The 20,509-nt window shown below is 45.1% G+C and carries 18 protein-coding genes; 9 read left to right on the top strand and 9 right to left on the bottom strand.

Annotated elements, in window-relative coordinates; all coding sequences use genetic code 11:
* Positions 1 to 4 precede the first annotated feature (4 nt).
* From cysN to cysC, 3 genes are all read left to right on the top strand, one after another.
* The gene (gene cysN / locus QUF19_RS15235; RefSeq protein WP_004735272.1) at positions 5 to 1,435 is read left to right on the top strand and encodes a sulfate adenylyltransferase subunit CysN; all 1,431 of its coding nucleotides are present in this window, start codon (positions 5 to 7) and stop codon (positions 1,433 to 1,435) included.
* A gap of 65 nt (positions 1,436 to 1,500) precedes the next feature.
* Complete coding sequence (locus QUF19_RS15230; protein WP_286294820.1) at positions 1,501 to 3,225, top strand: SLC13 family permease; 1,725 nt, start codon at positions 1,501 to 1,503, stop codon at positions 3,223 to 3,225.
* Between the two features lie 24 nt (positions 3,226 to 3,249).
* Positions 3,250 to 3,870 (top strand): adenylyl-sulfate kinase, encoded by a 621-nt coding sequence (gene cysC / locus QUF19_RS15225; protein WP_017107743.1) that lies wholly within the window; start codon positions 3,250 to 3,252, stop codon positions 3,868 to 3,870.
* A 165-nt stretch (positions 3,871 to 4,035) separates the two neighbouring features.
* On the opposite strand, the gene QUF19_RS15220 is transcribed toward cysC, so the two are convergent.
* From QUF19_RS15220 to QUF19_RS15190, 7 genes are all read right to left on the bottom strand, one after another.
* Positions 4,036 to 4,944 (bottom strand): TIGR03899 family protein, encoded by a 909-nt coding sequence (locus QUF19_RS15220; protein ID WP_286294818.1) that lies wholly within the window; start codon positions 4,942 to 4,944, stop codon positions 4,036 to 4,038.
* A gap of 514 nt (positions 4,945 to 5,458) precedes the next feature.
* Positions 5,459 to 5,974 carry a DUF3299 domain-containing protein gene (locus QUF19_RS15215; RefSeq protein ID WP_286294817.1) on the bottom strand — a complete coding sequence of 172 codons (516 nt, stop codon included), beginning with the start codon at positions 5,972 to 5,974 and terminating at the stop codon, positions 5,459 to 5,461.
* Between the two features lie 14 nt (positions 5,975 to 5,988).
* Entirely contained in the window at positions 5,989 to 7,248 is a 1,260-nt protein-coding gene (locus QUF19_RS15210; protein ID WP_286294816.1) for an ABC transporter permease, read from the bottom strand.
* Complete coding sequence (locus QUF19_RS15205) at positions 7,245 to 7,961, bottom strand: ABC transporter ATP-binding protein (RefSeq protein ID WP_065207463.1); 717 nt, start codon at positions 7,959 to 7,961, stop codon at positions 7,245 to 7,247. The genes QUF19_RS15210 and QUF19_RS15205 overlap by 4 nt, the downstream gene beginning before the upstream one ends.
* Positions 7,962 to 8,100: 139 nt before the next feature.
* Complete coding sequence (zrgA, locus tag QUF19_RS15200) at positions 8,101 to 8,877, bottom strand: zinc uptake protein ZrgA (RefSeq protein WP_286294812.1); 777 nt, start codon at positions 8,875 to 8,877, stop codon at positions 8,101 to 8,103.
* A 41-nt stretch (positions 8,878 to 8,918) separates the two neighbouring features.
* Positions 8,919 to 9,209 (bottom strand): DUF2607 family protein, encoded by a 291-nt coding sequence (locus QUF19_RS15195; RefSeq protein ID WP_286294811.1) that lies wholly within the window; start codon positions 9,207 to 9,209, stop codon positions 8,919 to 8,921.
* Between the two features lie 90 nt (positions 9,210 to 9,299).
* Entirely contained in the window at positions 9,300 to 9,851 is a 552-nt protein-coding gene (locus QUF19_RS15190) for a YtfJ family protein (RefSeq protein WP_286294810.1), read from the bottom strand.
* A 252-nt stretch (positions 9,852 to 10,103) separates the two neighbouring features.
* Here QUF19_RS15190 and QUF19_RS15185 point away from each other — a divergent pair, with 252 nt between their 5' ends.
* Positions 10,104 to 10,304: a DUF1107 family protein gene (locus tag QUF19_RS15185; RefSeq protein ID WP_004735283.1), complete on the top strand. Its 201-nt coding sequence runs from the start codon at positions 10,104 to 10,106 to the stop codon at positions 10,302 to 10,304.
* A gap of 102 nt (positions 10,305 to 10,406) precedes the next feature.
* Here QUF19_RS15185 and msrA read toward each other — a convergent pair whose 3' ends face one another.
* Complete coding sequence (msrA, locus tag QUF19_RS15180; protein ID WP_102438127.1) at positions 10,407 to 11,036, bottom strand: peptide-methionine (S)-S-oxide reductase MsrA; 630 nt, start codon at positions 11,034 to 11,036, stop codon at positions 10,407 to 10,409.
* A gap of 196 nt (positions 11,037 to 11,232) precedes the next feature.
* Between msrA and tamA the strand changes: the two genes are divergently transcribed.
* The 3 genes from tamA to QUF19_RS15165 are packed head-to-tail and all read left to right on the top strand — an operon-like array spanning position 11,233 to position 17,111.
* The gene (gene tamA, locus QUF19_RS15175; protein ID WP_286294809.1) at positions 11,233 to 12,945 is read left to right on the top strand and encodes an autotransporter assembly complex protein TamA; all 1,713 of its coding nucleotides are present in this window, start codon (positions 11,233 to 11,235) and stop codon (positions 12,943 to 12,945) included.
* Complete coding sequence (gene tamB / locus QUF19_RS15170; RefSeq protein WP_286294808.1) at positions 12,942 to 16,700, top strand: autotransporter assembly complex protein TamB; 3,759 nt, start codon at positions 12,942 to 12,944, stop codon at positions 16,698 to 16,700. The genes tamA and tamB overlap by 4 nt, the downstream gene beginning before the upstream one ends.
* A gap of 54 nt (positions 16,701 to 16,754) precedes the next feature.
* A complete protein-coding gene (locus QUF19_RS15165; protein WP_286294807.1) occupies positions 16,755 to 17,111 on the top strand; it encodes a gamma-glutamylcyclotransferase family protein in 357 nt (118 codons plus the stop codon).
* 86 nt (positions 17,112 to 17,197) lie between these two features.
* Here QUF19_RS15165 and fbp read toward each other — a convergent pair whose 3' ends face one another.
* Complete coding sequence (fbp, locus tag QUF19_RS15160; RefSeq protein WP_017107754.1) at positions 17,198 to 18,208, bottom strand: class 1 fructose-bisphosphatase; 1,011 nt, start codon at positions 18,206 to 18,208, stop codon at positions 17,198 to 17,200.
* A 270-nt stretch (positions 18,209 to 18,478) separates the two neighbouring features.
* Here fbp and mpl point away from each other — a divergent pair, with 270 nt between their 5' ends.
* A complete protein-coding gene (gene mpl, locus QUF19_RS15155) occupies positions 18,479 to 19,837 on the top strand; it encodes a UDP-N-acetylmuramate:L-alanyl-gamma-D-glutamyl-meso-diaminopimelate ligase (protein WP_286294806.1) in 1,359 nt (452 codons plus the stop codon).
* A 37-nt stretch (positions 19,838 to 19,874) separates the two neighbouring features.
* Positions 19,875 to 20,498: a flavin prenyltransferase UbiX gene (locus QUF19_RS15150; RefSeq protein WP_099165086.1), complete on the top strand. Its 624-nt coding sequence runs from the start codon at positions 19,875 to 19,877 to the stop codon at positions 20,496 to 20,498.
* Positions 20,499 to 20,509 lie beyond the last annotated feature (11 nt).

The following is a 20,509-nucleotide window of genomic DNA, read 5'->3' as shown; positions in this document are numbered from 1 at the left end:
AAAAATGAATAGTGCAGTAGAAGCCGAATTGGCTGAACTAGGGATTGAAGGTTATCTAAGTCAGCATCAGCATAAATCTATGCTTAGATTTTTAACTTGTGGCTCGGTAGACGATGGTAAAAGTACGTTAATCGGTCGCTTGCTCCATGATACAAAACAGATTTATGAAGATCAGCTAGCAGCGGTTCACTCGGATAGCCAACGAGTGGGTACGACGGGTGAGAAACCTGATTTGGCACTGCTTGTTGATGGCTTGCAGGCTGAGCGTGAGCAAGGCATCACGATCGACGTGGCTTACCGCTACTTCTCGACGCAAAAGCGTAAATTCATTATTGCTGATACCCCAGGGCATGAGCAGTACACACGTAACATGGCAACAGGCGCTTCAACGTGTGATCTGGCTGTGATCCTGATTGATGCTCGCAAGGGTGTACTGGATCAAACACGTCGTCACTCGTTTATTTCTAACCTACTTGGTTTGAAGCATTTCATCGTCGCAGTCAACAAAATGGATCTCGTCGAGTACTCGCAAGATCGTTTTGAGGAGATTCGCGATCAGTATCTAGAGTTTGCAGAAAACTTAGAGGGTGAGACCAACATTCAGATCTTGCCCGTTTCGGCACTTGAAGGCATTAACGTTGCTGCACCAAGTAAAGAGCTTGCATGGTTCGAAGGCCCATCTCTATTGGAAGTACTAGAGAACGTCGACATTGACCAAAAACGCTCTGCGGGTGAATTCCGATTCCCAGTGCAGTACGTCAATCGTCCTAACCTAGATTTCCGAGGCTTTGCCGGCACAGTGGCTTCAGGTCGTGTCAGCGTGGGTGATGAAATCAAGGCGTTGCCTTCAGGTAAAACCTCTAAGGTGGCAAGCATTGTGACCTTTGATGGTGAACTTGAATCAGCGCAAGCGGGCTTGGCGGTAACGCTGACTCTTGAAGATGAGATCGATATCAGTCGTGGCGATTTGATTGTGTTGGAAAATGCGCAAATTGAATCCACCAACCATGTATTGGCAGATATCGTGTGGATGACAGAACAACCACTGCAACCGGGTAAAGCTTACGACATCAAAATCGCAGGCAAGAAAACCGTCGGTCAGGTTGAAACGGTTCGTCACCAATATGACATCAACAACCTGTCGACCCACGCTGTTGATGAGTTACCACTAAATGGTATTGGCTTGTGTGAATGGTCATTGAACGAGACTGTCGCATTGGATAAATACCGTGAGAGTGCGGATACCGGTGGTTTCATCGTTATCGACCGTCTAACCAACGTGACGGTTGGTGCTGGTTTGATTCGAGACCGTTTGGACTCTGTTGAACAGCAAGTCGGTAACTTCTCTGCATTTGAACTTGAGTTCAACGCATTGGTACGCAAGCACTTCCCTCATTGGGATGCCAAAGATCTAAGCCAATTACTGAAGTCATAAATGACTAAGTAACAGCTTATTGAATCAGGCGGGAACCCATCGTTTCCGCCATAAAGGACGGGTATATGTGGCAACAAGGATTTGTATTAGCGATTTTGCTCGGCATCATTACTTGCCTGCTCATTACCCGTATTAAGCCAAGCTTTATCTTTGCTGGCGCGGCGTTTATTGCTTTTATGGCTGGCATGATCGATTTGTCGAGCTTGGCTAATAACTTCACTAACTCCTCGTTACTGACTTTAATTCTTCTGATCCTCGCATCAAGTGCGTTGGAGAAAACTCGCTTAATCAGCTGGGTTAGCCGCAATATCTCTGAAGGTAGGCTAGGCACCGTGGTTGCGAAGTTGGGTATTTCCACAGCGTTACTTTCTTCTTTTACCAATAACACGGCGGTGGTTGTCTCTTTGATCGGAGCGATCAAACGCAATCAACAACACGCGCCATCTAAGTTACTTATCCCTCTGTCATACGCTGCCATTTTAGGTGGAACGCTGACATTGATCGGCACCTCAACCAACTTGATCATTAATAGCTTTGTTGAAGATGCCGGATTGCCGAGCTTAAACTTTTTCACACCAACGTTGATCGGTTTAGCGGTCTTAGTCGGTGGTGTGTTGATCCTTATTCCGCTGAGTTACTTCCTACCAAGCTACGATGATGGTTCCCAAGATGATTTACCTTACTTTCTAGAAGCAAGAGTGGAACCCGGCTCACCGTTAGTTGGTCGTAGCGTAAGCGAGAATAATCTTAGAGCTCTGAGAAAACTGTTCTTAGCCGAAGTGATTCGAGACGGCAAAACAACGGCATCTATAGACCCAGACTTCATACTGCAAGCTCGTGATCGACTGCTGTTTTGTGGTGATGTCGAGAGTGTTGCGACACTGCAAGAAATCCAAGGACTGACTTTGTTTGGCCAGCATCACCTTAACGGCCAGAGCTTTGTTGAAGTAGTAGTGAGTTCGTCTGCAAGCTTCTGTAATAAAACCCTGAAAACCAGCCAGTTTAGAGATCGCTTCGATGCGGTTGTGGTTGCTATTCGTCGAGGTCATGAACGCCTCGAAGGTGGCCTTGGAAACATCACACTAACCGCTGGGGATACCTTGATTTTGGTTCCTGGTAAGCGTTTTGAAGAGCAGCGCCAGCAACACAACAAAGAGTTTGTGTTGATGAATGACTTGGACTCGAGTGCCAAGCTTGATGCGGATAAATCGACGTTTGTATTGCTCGGTTTTGCTAGTGTGATTGGTTTAGCCCTTGCTGAAGTTGTGCCGATTATCAAAGGGCTGGCTGGTTTCTTACTGTTGCTAGTGGCCTTTGGCGTGGTGCAACTAGGTGAGCTTCGTCGCCGTTTTCCGGTTGATATTGTGGTGATCGTTGGCTCTGCACTTTCTATTGCTCAACTGATGATTTCATCGGGTTTATCTGAGCGTATGGGGCTGATGTTTATGGAAGCCTTTAATGGCTGGGGCGTGTTCGGTGCGTTAGTCGCGACCTACTTTATGACCTTGGTTCTGACTGAGTTGGTGACCAATAATGCGGCTGCAGCACTCTCGTTCCCAATTGGCTACAGCATGGCTATCGGCTATGGCGTTGACCCTATGCCATTCATTATGGCGGTTCTGTTTGGTGCCAGCGCCAGCTTTATTTCGCCATACGGCTACCAAACCAATTTACTTGTTTATAGCGTAGGTAATTATCATCTCACCGATTATCTACGCATCGGCATCCCAATCTCGATTGTCTATTCGGGCTTGGTGCTGACCCTAATTCCTTACTTTTTCCCATTTTAATGCTGTTTATTTAAAGGACTAATTATGACCGCAGTACTCAAACCAAAAGATGAGAATGTTGTGTGGCATCAACACTCGATTGATAAAGCATTCCGCTCTAATCTGAAATCACAAAAGCCAGCCGTGCTCTGGTTCACGGGATTATCTGGTTCTGGGAAGTCAACAGTCGCTGGAGCATTAGAAAACCGCTTGGCACAGCTTGGTTACCATACTTACTTATTGGATGGCGATAATGTTCGTCACGGATTATGTAGCGATCTTGGTTTCTCTGAGCAAGACCGTCGAGAGAATATTCGTCGTATTGGTGAACTTGCTAAATTGATGGCGGATGCGGGTTTGATCGTATTGTCTGCGTTTATTTCTCCACATCAAGCGGAGAGACAGTTGGTGCGTGATTTATTGCCTGAAGGTGAGTTTCTAGAGGTGTTTGTTAATACGCCACTTGAGGTTTGCGAACAGCGCGATCCTAAAGGTTTGTATAAGAAAGCGCGCGCTGGAGAAATCCCGAATTTTACTGGCATTAGCTCAGTGTACGAAGCGCCTCAGAACCCTGAGATAGATCTACCTGCGGGTGAGAAGACACTCGATGAACTGGTCGAATTGTGTATTGATGCTTTAGAGAAGCGTAATATTTTAGCCAATTGAGATCGTTGGTATGACTAAGGCTACTCGCCTGTTTATCTGCTTATTCATGATGGATAAATAGAGCAGCCTTGGTTTACCGAGACAAGAAACCTATCCTCTAGATTCTCTTTACTCTTCTCAATATTCTTTACTGTGTACATCATCTATTTCTTACACCGTCTATTACTAGACGGTGTAGTTCACACTGCTTTTCACTTCTGTTTGTACCGTAAATTTCTGACTCAATAGAGCAATCAGTTGGTCGTAATACTGCATGTTGGGTTTGTTGCCAAGTAAGGTACACAGCTCATTGCCTGTTGGACTGAATCGGTAGTAAACCAGCTTGACCCCTTTTGATATAGGCGCCAGTGACATGCTCTTACCTTGATAAGTCAGGTGTAACGCTGGGTCGAAATCAATCTCACCAGACTCTAATTCAGTGCCTAGAATGATACCGAGCTCAATCAAATGGAGCAGGCTAGAGTAGGGCAGGTTGTGCCCACCAAGGTTGATGGTGTTGGTGGTGTCTCTTTTGCCGAAGCTGAATATTCCAGCATGAGATTTAAAACCAAGTAATAGCTTTCTGCTGCTATCACTACCAAAACTACAGCCAAGTGACGCTGCTCTTTGTAGGGTGAGTGCTTCTTTTGGTGTCATGTCTTGCAAGATCTGCAGCGCCTTCATCGACGTTGAACCTGGGTTGGTGACTTCTCTTTTTAATACCTGAGCCCATAGTCTCTGCATCGATGTATTGTGGATCTCTTGTGCCATATCGAAAAAGCGATATAACCAGTCCTGATCAGGATCTCCAGCCGCTTCATCCTTACATGAAGAGTGCGCCAATTTCAGAATCTGTTCTAGATTCTTTTGACGCAGTTCTTTACGTTTCTTCTCTCGTAATAGCGCCCGCTCGATAAGCGTATTCTCTGCTTTATCGCTTGGTTTTGCACTATGACTGATTAAGGAATCTAAGCCGAAGCTTTGTGCGATGTGCAGCATTCTGCTTGTGCTGTCGGCAATATGAGGCTTTTTCTCATGCTTGTGCTGTGTATCGCTAGCATGCTCAATGATCACTGGCTGTTTGGTTTCTGACATAAGAGTACCGTTAGGAGACGACTCAATACCAATCGTAGTAATTAATTGCTCGCCCTAGCTTGTTAAAACGCTCGATAATTGCGTTAGCATTTTTGATTGTAGAATAACTACTTATCGAAAAGAGCCGCCTTGTTCTCACGCTTTTTTCCTACGCTACTTCTGAACACTTACTTACTGTGATTGGTATAACTGTCTAAAATGTAACTCTTTATCGTATTGGTGGCTAGATTTTGCGTGCAGAGTTGAAGACTTCAACAAAATTTTACTTTTTATAATGATAATAAAATGTTAAATTTGTTGTAATTCTCAAGGAGGAGTTATGAATCAAGTCAATGATAACAAGCTGAAGAAACAGCTTAGTATAGGGTTATTACTCGCTACTTATGTAGCTGTGCTAGCTTATTTGTCTAATTACATCGCGTAATCTAGTCAAACAATATCGTTATAAAACTGTTATTGAATAATATCTTTTGTTCAGTGACGGCAGCTCATCCTTGAGCCACCCTTCTAATGACTACATGTCGTCATATTCTTCTATTGCAGTACCTTCAATCAGGTAACCTGTCTGAGCTAATTCGTGGCTTATTGATTCCGTTTTCAGCGTACCGACTAAATAGATCACATCCCATAACTGCTGGATCGGTGCACCTTTAGGGAACTTCACATAGATGATTTGGTTCGGTGGCGGTGGTGGCACGTGGATACATGCGCCAAAGTACGGCACCAACAGAAACTCAGTGATCATGTTCTCATCGCCTTCTAATGGAATCACAAAGCCTGGGATCTTAACTGTGCTGCCATTCAACTCCGGACGAACAGCGCCAAGTGTCGATTGTTGAGGTTTGTCCATACTGTCGTGGTTAACCATCGGCATGCCAAATGAGTCTAGTTGTGCTCGCTCAGACTCCGGAATTAAGTCAATCCAATCGAGTGTTAATACCGATTCGTCAGTCTGAGTGGTGTCAGCGTGAGCTGTGCTGATAAATGGGAACATAAGTAACCCAAGTATCAGTAGGAATTTGCGTTGCATCGTAGGTTCCTATTTTAGATTCGAATAGTCATGCCATCAGACAATGACTGACGGTAAGCCCTGAAAGCGGGAATAAAGCCGATAATGATTCCGGCAACTTGCACCAACATAAGCAGTTTCCACTCATGAGGTGTGATTGCGGATATCGATATGTTGATACCATAACTTTGTTGCACAATAGGAGCAACTACTGCGATCAGGGCAAACAACACGGCAACACCCAGTGTGATACCTAGGAAGGTCAGTGCACTGGCTTCACTAATTAGCAAACCAAATACATGGCGAGGCCTTGCGCCCATCGCACGCAAAATGGCCATCTCTCGACGTCTTTCTTGCAAGCTAGTGAGTAGACTACTCAGCATCCCTAAAAGTCCCGCGATTACAACAAACCCTGACACAATTAATAGCGCTTGTTCTGCGACGGCCATCATTCCCCACAATTCATGCAGAGCAATGCCCGGCATAATGGCGCTCAACGGCTCTTGGCGGTAGTTATTGATTTCTCGTTGCAGTGCGAAGGTTTGGATTTTCGAGTTAAGCCCCACCATCATCGCAGTAATCTGTTTAGGTTGGAAATCGTAGGTCTTGAGCGTTTCAGCATCCGGCGTGTGACCTAAGTTGGCACCCGATTCCCAGCCAACGTGAATCGCTTCAATGGCCTCTAACGAAACATGCACGGTTTTATCTACCGGTGTTCCGGTTGGCGCGAGTATACCTACAATTGTGAAGGGCAGATTGTCGTGGCGACTGAAGGCAACATCACTGATACCGTGCGCCAGAATGATGTGATCACCAATCTTGTAATCTAACTTCTTCGCGACATCGGCACCAATCACTACATCAAATAGTTGATTGAATTCTTTTCCTTCTTGGAAAGTAAGTGGTTGCTTACTTCCATAGCGATAGTTTTCAAAGTAGCTATGGTTTGTGCCCATTACGCGGAAGCCTTTATGTGAATCACCCAATGAGATTGGGATCGCCCACTTTACAGCGTTGTGCTGGCTAAATTCTTGATAGCTTTTCCAGTCGATGTTGTTGGTCGCATTACCGATTCGAAATACGGAATAAAGCAGCAGGTTTACCTGACCAGAGCGGCCACCGACGATAAGGTCAGTACCTGAAATCGTATTAGCAAAGCTGCTCTTAGCTTCGGTTCTAACGCGTTCAACACCGAGCAAGAGAATGACGGACACTGCTACTGTGAGAATGGTCAGAATAGCGGTGGCTTTACGGTTGAGTACGCTTTTTAAGGCTAAGTGAGTAATTACTTTCATACGACAACCTTAGCTTGGTTAACGGTTTTTAAATCTATGGTTCGAGTGAACAGCTTTTCTAGTGTGGGATCATGACTAACAAAGATCAGAGTAGAACCCGCTTGGTTGGCTTGCTCTAGCAACAGTTCGATAAAAGCTTCTCGGTTGTCGTGATCCAAAGCGGATGTCGGTTCATCAGCAATGATGATCTTTGGTTGGCCGATTAAGGCACGAGCTGCCGCAACACGTTGTTGTTGGCCAATACTCAACTCCGTAACGGGCTTATCCATTAGAGCTTGAGGCAGTTTTAGGCGTAACAATAAATCTTGGGCGGTGGCTTGCAGGCTGCTCTTACTTTCAGTGACTTGCTGCTTGCGAATTGTTGAGAACTGACAAGGAAGCGTCACGTTGTCGATCACAGACAGGTAAGGAAGCAGGTTAAATTGTTGGAATATATAACCAATATGATCGGCTCTGAATTTGTCTCTTTGACGAGGTGTCAGCTGAGTGAGGTCTTGGCCTAAGATAGAGACTTCACCTTGATCTGCTTGGTTAATTCCGGTCAGCAGCCCTAATAATGTCGATTTCCCGCAACCACTGGGACCTTTAATGAAAAGGTGCTCTTGGGTTTGGATGTGCAGTGAAGGGATCTCTAGAGTTGGGGATAGCTCAGGCTTCCAACGAAAGCTGATATTTTCGAGTTTGACGACAAGTGATGAACTGTCAGAAGACATATTAGCTCCAATAATTAAAGCGGTGTATCTACTGGACAGTTATTCGAATAATAAATTCCCAGAGCACACCGATTTGTACAGCCAAGTAAGTGAATACTTACTTGGCTGCTTATCTACGTTTAATTCAATCTAATACTGATTAGAATCGAAAACTAATACGATCTGCGTTAAGCACTTCTTGAATTTGAGCGCTGTCAGTTAGCAGGTTCACCGTCATTGATTTTGTGTTGCTGAACTTAGAGAACCATTGAGTGCTCACCGTATCGAGTTTCGCAATGTCTGAACATTGGTAGTGATACTCAACCGTGAATTCACCGTGGCCACCTTCTGAATGGTCATGGCCTTCGTGGTCATCATGACCGTGTTCAGCATGGTCATGGCCTTCGTGGTCGTCATGATCGTGTTCCGCGTGGTCATGGCCTTTGTGGTCGTCATGATCGTGTTCGGCGTGGTCATGGTCTTTGTGATCGTCATGATCATGTTCAGCATGGTCATGGTCTTTGTGGTCGTCATGATCGTGCTCAGCGTGGTCATGACCTTCGTGGTCGTCATGTTCGCCTTCAGCGTGGTCATGGCCTTCATGGTCATCATGATTGTCTTCTAGGGTGTTCGTCACTGACTTGAACTTCAGAGTACAGCTTGCATTGTTGAAACCAAATAGTTCTTCTGGCTTGTTCAGTTGCGCGATAGCTTGTTCAAACACTTTCTTTTGCTCGGCAGTTTCTGGAGCATGTTCAAAGCCAACCACATCAGCGCCGGGAGCTGTTACTTCAACAAGCAGCTCTTGCCCATCTTGAGCGATGTTCACTTCAACTTTACCGTGCACGTGTGCTTCGTGAGAGCGGAATTCTTCGTTAGCTAGAACATTCGTTGAGACAGTCATGCCGATAACAACGGCTAAAATAGTAGGTTTCATGTTTTTTTCCTGAATAAAGGTTAATTAAAAAGTAGTGGTAATTAAGCGATATTTACAGGAGGTGAACGTGCTAAATAAGCGAAATACAGGCGCTGTAACGAAATTACTGACTCTGTAATCGTGGCAATAAATTCGGAATGGAACTCTGGAACCTGTGGCAGTGAGTGCGCAGTAATGAACTGATTTATCGAAAACAGCTCACAGTGATGCGAAGTGTGGTGATCGGGGTCAATATCCACCATATGTGTTGCCGCTAACACGCTTAACATGAGCATCAGCCCAAGCAAGAAGCCTGTTTTGCGTTTCACATTGTTAGGTGTGTTTTGCCACATGAGTATGATTAACCACAGAATTAAAAAAGGATACTGTTATAATATAACAATATCCTTTGGTCAGGTCTCGAAAAAGACGCGATTATCTGATTAAAGGCTCGCTTTAATCAATTCAATAACTTGCGTGACTTCTGATTCGTTGAGAGCACCTTCTTTGACAAACAATATTTTACCTTGTTTGTCTTGAACGATAATCGCTGAGCTTTCTTCTGCTAAAGCCCATGATGACGCGACGGCTCCGTCTTCATCTAACACCATCGAAGACCATGGAAATTCTTCTTTACTGCTTTCGGCAGACGATTTCACAAAAGAACCTGTACCCCAGATAGCATCATCTTGGTTGATGATGGTAGTGGTTTGGTAGCTGTCTTCTGAGAATTTAGATGCTGTAATGGCTGCCATCAGTGGTGCGTTGAGCTCTTTAGAGCTGCTACGGCCAGCGATAGCTTGAACGACACGAACTTTACCTAGGAGATTGTTGGTTGCCCAAGCTTGATATCCGGTATTTCCGTCGTTTAGTACGATTTCACCATAGTTGCTAACATCGACAGCAGGCAGAGTTTCACCTACAGATAGGTTGTGAGCATTGGCGAAGAGTGGAGAGGCTGCGGCTAAAAAAGCCAGTAGAGTTTTGTTTTTCATTATATTTTTGTTCCGCTTATTGGTTTGCACTGGAAGTATAATATGAAATTTGAAAAATGCCTCTTTAACTTTTTTATCGTACGATGTAGAAATAAGTTGCAGGCTTGTTATCAAAAGGTATAATGCATCAATATCGAGATGAAAAATAGATTATCTTGCTGTTTGCTAAAGGATTTAGCGATTATATGTGCTTTGAACAAGGCGATGTTCAGGCAGGTAACTGTAGTACTCAAATGGAATTGAGGTTGTATTATGTTAAGAAAATTTTCTACTTACCGTCCACACCAAGTGGCGCGTTTCGTTAAAGTCCTGTTCAAAGGCCAGTTTGCTATTGAAGGTATCGGAGAGTTTCGCTTCGACCAAGGCAAAGTGCTTCTTCCTGAAGTTTCAGACAAACAAAAGCTCACCATTTTTAAAGAAGTTAACGGCACGATTGCTGCGCTGCCGGTGTAACTGACACTTATCGATTTGTCTCATGCGAAATAGAGAACAATGAAAAAGGGCTTCTTAATAAAAGCCCTTTTTTAATGGATTTCGTTTACGGCCTAGCACCGTTTATTGTGGAGGGAAGCACACACCGGTTCCGCCCAACCCACAGTAGCCATTAGGATTTTTTGCTAGATACTGCTGGTGGTACGTCTCCGCAAAAAAATACTTTCCTGCTGGCAGAACTTCCGTCGTGATCTCGTTGCCTAATGATTCAGTGACCGCTCGTTGGTATTCCTGCTTAGATTGTTCAGCAACCAATTGTTGTTGCTCACTGAAGGTGTAGATAGCGGAGCGATATTGAGTGCCTAAATCATTACCTTGGCGCATACCTTGAGTGGGATCGTGACTTTCCCAGAAGGTTTCAAGCAACGTTGCTAATGAGGTTTGCTCGCTATCAAAAACAACACGAACCACTTCAGTATGGCCTGTTTGTCCTGAGCATACTTGTTCATAGGTTGGGTTTACTGTGTATCCACCTGCGTAACCAACTGAGGTAGAGACAACGCCCTTTAATTGCCAGAACAGACGTTCAGCTCCCCAGAAACACCCCATACCGAGCAGAACTTCTTGTTGAGAACCCGTAGGCGGATCAAGTAGATCCGTTTGATTAACGAAATGGCGCTCAGTGATTTGGATTGGGTTCGCATTTCCCGGTAAAGCGGTTGTTGCGGAAACCAGTTGTTGTTTGTTTAGCATGTTATATTCCTTTTCGCATACGTTTACCGCGTTGGTTTAATTTAACTCTAGGTTCATATTAACGGTTGGTTAATATTGACTAAGTCTTTAAATTAGACCGTGTTATTACCAGATTTGTTACAGACTCAATGGCTTTTTAGCGGTATTATTTCTTTTCACTTATTAACGTATTGATAACTTCTTCAACCAATTAAACATGATAAGAAAAACTTTACCAGTTCTGATTGGCACTCTACTGTCATCGACGCTTGCTTATGCCGACGTATCCCTTGAGATTAAAGGGCTTGATGGAGCGCTTGAGGACAATGTTGATGCTTATCTAAGTGCCATTCCTGAAGAAGAGTATGCGATTTCACTGAGGTTCCAATCTCGTTTGGAATCTATGATCAAAGAAGCCCTCAATGCGTTGGGTTACTACCAACCTACAATCAAATTCTCTCATTCTGAAGATGATTCTGAGCTCATTGTTTCTGTTGAGCCGGGCGAACCGGTTCTCATTTATACATCTGATATCGTGCTTAGCGGCGAAGCAAAAGATGATCCTGACTTTTTGGCTTTGATCGCCAAGAGCAAGCTTTCTAAAGGCTCGGTTCTCAATCATGGTAGTTACGACTCTTTGAAATCTTCAATGCGCAACCTTGGATTAGCGAAAGGGTATTTTGATGGTGCGTATGAGGTCAGCAAGTTAGAGGTTGCCCCGGAATTAAACCGTGCTTACGTTCGTCTTCATTACAACAGTGGTATTCGCTATCACTTTGGCACGACTCAGGTTACTGGCAGCCAGATCAGAGATGACAAGGTGCAATCACTCAAACCCTTTGAAGATGGCGAACCTTATTCGATTACCAAAGTCGGCGAGTATAACCAAAACCTATCTAATACGGATTGGTTCTCTTCTGTATTTGTTGAACCGGATTTAAGCGAGCTGGGTGAGGGAAGAGAAATTCCGATGAAGGTCAGCCTTGCACCGCAAGCGCGTAATCAAATCGAAACCGGTATCGGTGTTTCAACCGATCTTGGTGTAAAAGGTACCCTTAAATGGAAGAAGCCCTGGGTTAACGACCGAGGCCATAGCTTCAATAGCAGCCTATCAATTTCTAAGCCCGAACAGACGATTACTGCGACTTATAAGATTCCGTTAGATGACGTACTTAATGACTATTATCAAATTAAGTACGGCATGAAGAACTTAGATAACCGTGATACTAAGAGTTTGGAGTCAAACTTAGCCTTAGAAAGGTATTGGCGTCTGGATAACGGCTGGCAACGCACAGTGTTCATTCGATACTTGATCGAAAACTATGAACAAGGCCTGCAAGATGACTTAGCGCAATTCGTGTTGCCGGGTATCTCTTTTTCGCGAACTCGAACTCGTGGTGGCTCGATGCCAATGTGGGGCGACAAGCAAACCATCATGGTTGAAGCGGGCGATGACACCTTATTGTCTGAAACTAAAGTCGTGCGTTTTCAAGGACAAACGGCATGGATTCGCAGCATCGGTAACAATCACCGTGGCTTAACTCGACTTCAATTCGGCGGAAACTTTGCCGATGAATTTGAGAAACTGTCTCCCTCGCTGAGGTTCTTTGCTGGTGGTGACAACAGTATCCGTGGTTATGGTTATGAATCTATCTCTCCTCGTGATGAAAGTGGTGCACTAACGGGTGCAAAATTCATTGCAACCAGCTCGTTTGAATACCAATACCGCTTGGTTGGTAATTGGTGGGGGGCGGCTTTCTACGATATTGGTGATGCATTCAATGACAAGCCTGAATGGAAACATGGTACCGGTGTCGGGGTTCGTTGGGCATCGCCTGTCGGTCCTGTGAGTTTAGATTTTGCTTGGGGTCTAGATGCGAAGAAAGGCGATGAGTTCCAACTGCACTTTAGTTTAGGGCCAGAATTATGATCAAAGTGATGGGCAAATGCATTAAATGGACGTCAATTTCGTTGACGTCTATTTTGCTGTTGTTGATAGCCCTGCTCGGTTTTGTTTTATTCACCAATCCAGGATTGAACACAGTGCTATGGGGCGCTGAAAAAGCACTGCCACAACTTAAAGTAGAAAGCACCAAAGGGGCTCTGTTCCCAAGTTTTACGCTTAATAATGTTCAGTTTAAAGATGACAGCCTGCATATCGACACCAAGGTTCAAAAGCTGAATTTGGCGATTAATCCTCGCTGCTTACTCGATCCTAAGTTGTGTGTCGACCGCTTGGCGATTCAAGGATTGGACTTCGCATTTACTGAATTGCCTCCTGCCTCTACAGAAGAAACAGAACCGACTCCGCCAGTGACATCGGTGAAAACACCGCTACCAATCGTGATCAATCGCATCGCTTTGTCTGATATCAAACTGAATATCTTGGGTCATGAGATCGAATGGGGTTTGTTCTCAACCGCTCTGAGCATGCAGGGTGAAAAGCTGACGGTGTCGCCAACCTTGTTCAATGACCTAAAGGTTAAGCTTGCTGAGTCGACAGAAGAACCGCAAACCGAAACAGTAGAGCCAGAATCAACCGCTAAAACTGCGATCGAGCTACCTGAAGTCTGGATTCCTTTACAGGTTGTACTGGAGCGTTTTGACCTAAACCGTTTCACCTTAGAACAAGAAACCCCAATTGTAGTGAACCACCTTGGGCTAGAAGCTCGAGCAGGTAAACATACGGTAGATGTTTCCGCTCTAGAGCTCGATATGCCACAAGCAAGCGCTAGCCTTGCGGCTAAGGTTGAGCTTAAAGAGGGCTACCCGTTAGATCTTTCTTTAGATGCTTTGGTGAAAGAAACCGATCTTGCTGGTCAGAAGTTATCGCTGAAAGCACAAGGCAGCGTGGCTAAGTTAAGCCTAGAGTCTCAGTTTTCTGAATTGATAGAGGCAAAACTGTCTGGGGAGATTCAACCTTTAGAGCCAACTCTGCCATTTGACCTTCTTTTGGAGAGAGGTAAAGCGCAATGGCCTCTTACTGGTAAAAGTGACTACCAAGCTGCAATTGAGAAATTCAAAGCCGATGGCTCATTAGATGGTTTTAATGTGCAGCTTAAAGGTGAGGCTGATGGTAAGGAAATTCCGGCCTTAACAATAGATCTGCAAGGCAAAGGGACTACGGAACAGATTGAACTTGAACGCTTGAAACTGAATACCTTGGGTGGTGAACTAAATGGTGTAGTGAAAGCGAACTGGAAGAAGCTCGTTAATTGGCAAGCCGATGTGACGCTCAAAGACATTCAACCGGGCCTGCAGTGGCCAGAAGCCGAAGGTAATATTAGCGGTAGCATCATCACTTCGGGTGAGTTGACCGAAGCGGGTGGTTGGGCAATTGAGCTGCCTAAGTTAGATATAGAAGGGATCTTGCGAGAATACCCTCTGGATATCGAAGGCCAGTTGTCAGCGTCTGATCGCAGCGCGAGCGGTGAACCTAAACTGAAAACCAGCGGCTTGAGCTTAGCTCACGGTGTTAACTCGATTAAGGCTTTGGGTGAGCTTGATAAGCAATGGGACATGGGCGTTGATATCTTCTTCCCTGAGCTCGCAAAAAGTATTCCTGAGTTGAAAGGCAGAGTGATCGGTAGCATCCAACTGAGCGGTCCAACGAAAGAGCCTGAAGTCGATCTTGCTTTAAATGTTGATAAGGTCGATTGGAATAGCGAGGCTACACTGGAATCCTTGTCGCTCAATGGCTCTGTGGTGCCACTGCCATTGCCTGAAGCTCAAGCTGATCTTGTATTAAATGCCAAAAACTTAACCTACCAAGACCAAAGCGTTGAGAGCATCGACTTAACGGTGAGTGGTGGTGAGAAGAAGCATACCGTGACACTTGATGTGATATCCGACATCGTGTCTACAAGCTTAGCTATTTCCGGTGAGTTGATTCAAAAGCCTTCTCTTATTTGGGATGGGTCGTTAGACAGAGTCAAAATTACCACGCAACAGGGACCTTGGGTATTAGACCAACCTGTCGCGATTAAGGCGGATGTCGATAAGCAGTTTGCCGATGTACAAGCACACTGTTGGAATCAATCGGATTCGAGTGTATGTCTGGATGAAGACGTTCGTGTCGGGAAGTCGGGTGAGGCCAAATTGGCGATCAACCAATTCGACTTCGAACAGATTAAAGCCTTTGTGCCTAAAGAGACACAACTACAGGGCTTAGTGAATGCGACCGCTCATGCTAAGTGGTCGGAACAAGGTGAACCGGAGGTGACGGTTAGCGTCGATATGCCGAAAGGTCAGGTTGTTCAGCAAGTTGGAGAGCCGATCACATTAGGTTGGGAAAGCGTTGCATTAAATGCACAGCTGAAAGACAACCAACTGAACGCCGATTTTAAACTGGATGTGTCTGATAATGGCGACCTGTCTGGTACGGTGTCGCTACCGGATATCCTCGCTGAAGACAAAATGGTTGATGCGGCAATTAAGCTGACAACATTCCATCTGGATTTCTTACAGCCGATTCTTGGTGAATACAGCCTATTGAAGGCGGATCTTGAGAGTGATTTAAAAGTAAAAGGCTCTTTGATGCATCCTCAAGTCTTTGGTCAATTTTCTGTTGATGGTATTCAAGTCAAAGGCGATGTCACGCCAGTGGATATTAAAGGCGGCCGCATTGACCTCGATTTTGACGGCTACAGCGCCAAGTTGGATGCCAATGTTGAAACACCGGATGGCCATCTTGATATTGAGGGTTCCGGGGACTGGCAGGATCTTCAAGCATGGCACTCTAACGTGAGAGTCTTTGCTGACGAGTTGATGGTTGATATCCCACCGATGGTTAAGGTTAAGGTTGTTCCTGACATGACCATTGATGTCACGCCTGAGCTTGCAAAAATTACGGGTGATATTGCATTGCCTTGGGGACGTATTGTTGTCGAAGACTTACCACCGTCAGCGGTTGGCGTCTCTTCTGATCAAGTTATCTTGAATAAAGATCTTGAGCCAGAAAACGAAGACACGATTCCATTCAATGTGATGACCAATATTAATATCTCAATTGGTGATGACTTTAAACTTTCCGCTTTCGGCCTTGAAGGTGAGTTGGTTGGTAAGCTTAATGTCGCTCAAAAAGATCAAGGCCCATTCATTACCGGTGAAGTGAACATCGTCGATGGTACTTACCAATCATTCGGACAAGATCTGTTGATCGAAGAGGGTAAGATTCTAATGAATGGTCCTCCGGATCAGCCATACGTAGCAATCAACGCGATACGTAACCCTGACAACACACAGGATGACGTGACCGCCGGTATTCGAGTGACTGGCCCGGCGACAGAGCCGACCATCGAGATTTATTCTGACCCTGCGATGCCTCAAGCAAATGCGCTGTCTTATATTTTGCGTGGCCAAGATATTGATGGTGAGTCGAGCGGTTCGATGACTACCACCTTAATTGGCTTGAGCTTGGCGAAAAGCGGTAAGGTTGTCGGCGAAATTGGCGAAGCGTTTGGTGTGCAAGATTTACAACTGGATACCGCAGGTTCTGGGGATGACTCGCAAGTAACGGTAAGTGGCTATATTCTGCCTGGTTTACAGGTGAAGTATGGCGTGGGTATCTTTAACTCGTTAGGTGAGTTTACCGTTCGTTACCGACTGATGCAGGATCTCTATGTTGAAGCCGTATCAGGTCTAGACAGTGCAGTGGACCTTCTTTATCAATTTGAGTTTGAGTAGATAATGTTTCAGCCATTCATCGAAGCTCCGGTGTGAATGGCTTGTGGAGGGTTTATGCAGCATCTTGTGTTCGTCTATGGCACGTTGAGACAAGGCCAATCCAATCATCACTATTTGCAGCATTGTGAGTTGTTGGGGCGCTTTGATACACCAGATACATTTGCCCTTTTTGATTTAGGTGCCTATCCGGCGATGATTTTTGGAAAGAAAAGTGTCGCTGGCGAGGTCTATATCATTAACGACGAAATTTTGGAGTCGCTCGATCGGCTAGAAGATGTTCCTGTTGAGTATCGTCGCGAGCAAATAGAGACTATATTTGGATTAGTATGGGTATATTTGTATCAGCTTGATCTAACAGCTAATAAAGAAATACTTTCGGGTGACTGGTGTAAGCGGGACAACCCTCAGTAGCTATGTGTTTTGAGTGATCAAACAAAAAGCCAGCATGTGAATGCTGGCTTTTTTAATAGCGTTATTTTGAGAAATAAACGAGAGGATTAGTCTTGGTTAAGTTCAAGAAACTCTTCTACTTTACGAACCATGTCTGTTGAACCAACAAAGAAAGGTACACGTTGGTGTAACTCTGTTGGTTTGATATCCATGATACGTTGAACACCGTCTGAAGCGATACCACCAGCCTGTTCCATAAGGAAAGCAATTGGGTTGCACTCGTAAAGCAAACGCAGCTTACCTTGAGGGTGGCTTTGTGTGCTTGGGTATAAGTAGATACCGCCTTTGAGCAGGTTACGGTGGAAATCTGATACTAGAGAACCAATGTAACGAGAGGTGTAAGGGCGGTTGTCACTCGGCTCATCTTCTTGGCAGTACTTAATGTACTTTTTAACACCCGTTGGGAAGCGGAAGTAGTTACCTTCGTTGATCGAGTAAATCTTGCCTTCATCAGGGATCATCATGTTTTCATGAGATAGACAGAAGGTACCCAGTGATGGATCGTAGGTGAAGCCATTTACGCCAGCGCCTGTTGTGTAAACAAGCATGGTTGAAGAACCGTAAATTACGTAACCTGCGGCAACTTGTTTGTGTCCAGGTTGTAGGAAATCTTCTTGTGTTGGCGGAGTACCAATCGGAGATACTCGACGGTAGATAGAGAAAATTGTACCAACCGATACATTCACATCAATGTTTGAAGATCCATCAAGTGGATCCATCAGCACGACGTATTTTGCGTTTTTGTTGAGCTCTTTATTGAAGGCAACGGCTTCGTCTTCTTCTTCACTCGCCACACCACAAACTTGGTCTCGGGCTTCAAGTGCAGCTTTAAACTTGTCGTTCGCGTATAGGTCTAGCTTTTGTTGCTCTTCACCTTGAACGTTGTCTGTACCAACAGCGCCAGTAATGTCGACAAGACCTGCTTTGTTAATTTCGCGGTTAACAATTTTCGCAGCAAGACGAATTGATGACAAAAGGGATGATAGATCACCGCTTGCATGGGGGAAGTCATTTTGTTTTGCAACAATGAATTCACCAAGGGTGCGCATCTCAGACATGTTATTTCCTTAAACTTCTCTGAATATTAGGGGGGATTTGAGCACTTTAGAATTAGCCTCTTATATGGGCTTTATTCATCTAGACGCTTACCTAAATTCTAAAGGTTAGATCTTTTTAATGGTAATGAACTAAGCGACACAGATCTCACTTACTATGTCGACTAAATTTGTTTTGCATTGTGACTCGCTTTTAATCGCCATTTAATGATAATGAGTGCAAGTAGTTTGATTTAGACATGGCTCATTTAGCCAAGCGTTTGGAAGCAATATATGCATATTCATATCTTAGGAATTTGTGGCACCTTCATGGGTGGTGCTGCGGTATTGGCTCGTCAATTAGGTCACAAGGTTACTGGTAGTGACGCGAATGTTTACCCTCCAATGAGCACCTTGTTGGAGTCTCAGGGGATTGAGATTATTGAAGGGTTCGACCCGAGCCAATTAGAACCAAGACCTGACTTGGTGGTCATTGGCAATGCGATGAGCCGTGGCAACCCGTGCGTTGAGTATGTCTTAGATAACAACCTTAGATACACATCAGGACCGCAGTGGTTGCAAGAATTCTTACTGCATGACCGTTGGGTTCTGGCCGTATCAGGTACGCATGGTAAGACCACAACATCGAGCATGCTGGCTTGGATCCTTGAAGATTGCGGTTACGCTCCGGGCTTCCTTGTCGGTGGTGTATTGGGTAACTTTGGTATCTCTGCTCGCCTTGGTGAAAGCATGTTCTTCGTGGTTGAAGCCGACGAATACGACAGTGCTTTTTTTGATAAACGATCTAAGTTTGTTCATTACCACCCAAGAACGTTAGTGATGAACAATCTCGAATTCGACCATGCAGATATCTTTGATGACCTTGAAGCGATCAAGCGACAGTTCCATCATTTGGTTCGCACAGTGCCAAGCAATGGTCGTATTTTCTCACCGAAGCAAGATACCGCGATCCAAGATGTGTTATCTCGTGGTTGCTGGAGTGAAACTGAGTCGAGTGGTGAACTCGGTGATTGGGATGCCAAGAAGTTAGTTAAAGATGGTTCCAAATTTGAGGTGTTCTTCCAAGGCGAATGTGTTGGAACCGTAGACTGGGATTTGGTTGGCGATCATAACGTAAGCAATGCTCTGATGGCGATAGCGGCGGCAAGACATGTTGGTGTTACGCCTGACTTAGGGTGCGAATCACTGGCGACGTTCATTAATACCAAGCGTCGCTTAGAGTTTAAAGGCGAAGTAGCAGGTGTTTCTGTCTATGACGATTTTGCACATCATCCTACAGCGATTGAACTTACGCTCGGTGGCTTACGTAATAAGGTCGACACAAAGAAAATCATTGCCGTTTTAGAGCCTCGTTCCGCCACCATGAAGCGCGGTGTGCACAAAGAAACCTTGGCTGATTCGCTCAAGCAGGCGGATTCTACCTACTTATTCCAACCGGATAACATTGATTGGTCTGTACAAGACGTTGCCGATGCGTGCCATCAACCCGCGCACGTAAGTGATGACATGGATGCATTCGTTGCTAAAATTGTTTCAGAGGCACAAGCGGGCGACCAAATCTTGGTAATGAGTAATGGTGGCTTTGGTGGTATTCACCAGAAACTGTTGGATGCGTTGGCACTCAAGGGCTAACGGATCCAAGACCTTATAATTTGAAGTAATTGAGAACATGACAAAACACGATAAAGCTATAACCCTCGCTTTCACTGGCGCATCTGGTGCGCCTTACGGACTGCGTTTACTTGAATGCTTATTAGCGGCAGATTATCAGGTCTATTTACTGATATCGTCGGCAGCGCGAGTGGTGTTGGCGACAGAGCATGAACTTAAGTTACCTGCTGGGCCAGATGCTGCGAAACAAGCTTTAGTTAAGCATTTAGGTTGCGCCCCAGAAAAGCTGGTGGTGTGTGGCAAAGATGATTGGTTCTCACCGGTTGCCTCTGGTTCTGCAGCGCCGAAGCAGATGGTCGTTTGTCCATGTTCAGCGGGAAGCTTGGCTTCAATTGCTCATGGCTTATCAGATAATCTGATCGAGCGAGCAGCAGATGTGGTTATGAAAGAGCGAGGTCAGCTGTTGTTGGTGGTTCGTGAGACGCCATTTTCTACGTTGCACTTAGAGAACATGCACAAACTTTCGACCATGGGCGTCACGATCATGCCTGCGGCTCCGGGTTTTTATCACCAACCTAAGTCGATCGAAGATCTGGTCGATTTTATGGTGGCGCGAATTCTGGATCATCTTGGTATCGAGCAAGGTTTAGTGCCACGTTGGGGTTACGATCAACGTAATTGATCCAAACTTGA

The organism is Vibrio sp. FE10 (assembly GCF_030297155.1).
GTDB classification, from domain to species: Bacteria; Pseudomonadota; Gammaproteobacteria; order Enterobacterales; family Vibrionaceae; genus Vibrio; species Vibrio apostichopi.
This window is presented reverse-complemented; position numbering and strand designations above follow the sequence as displayed.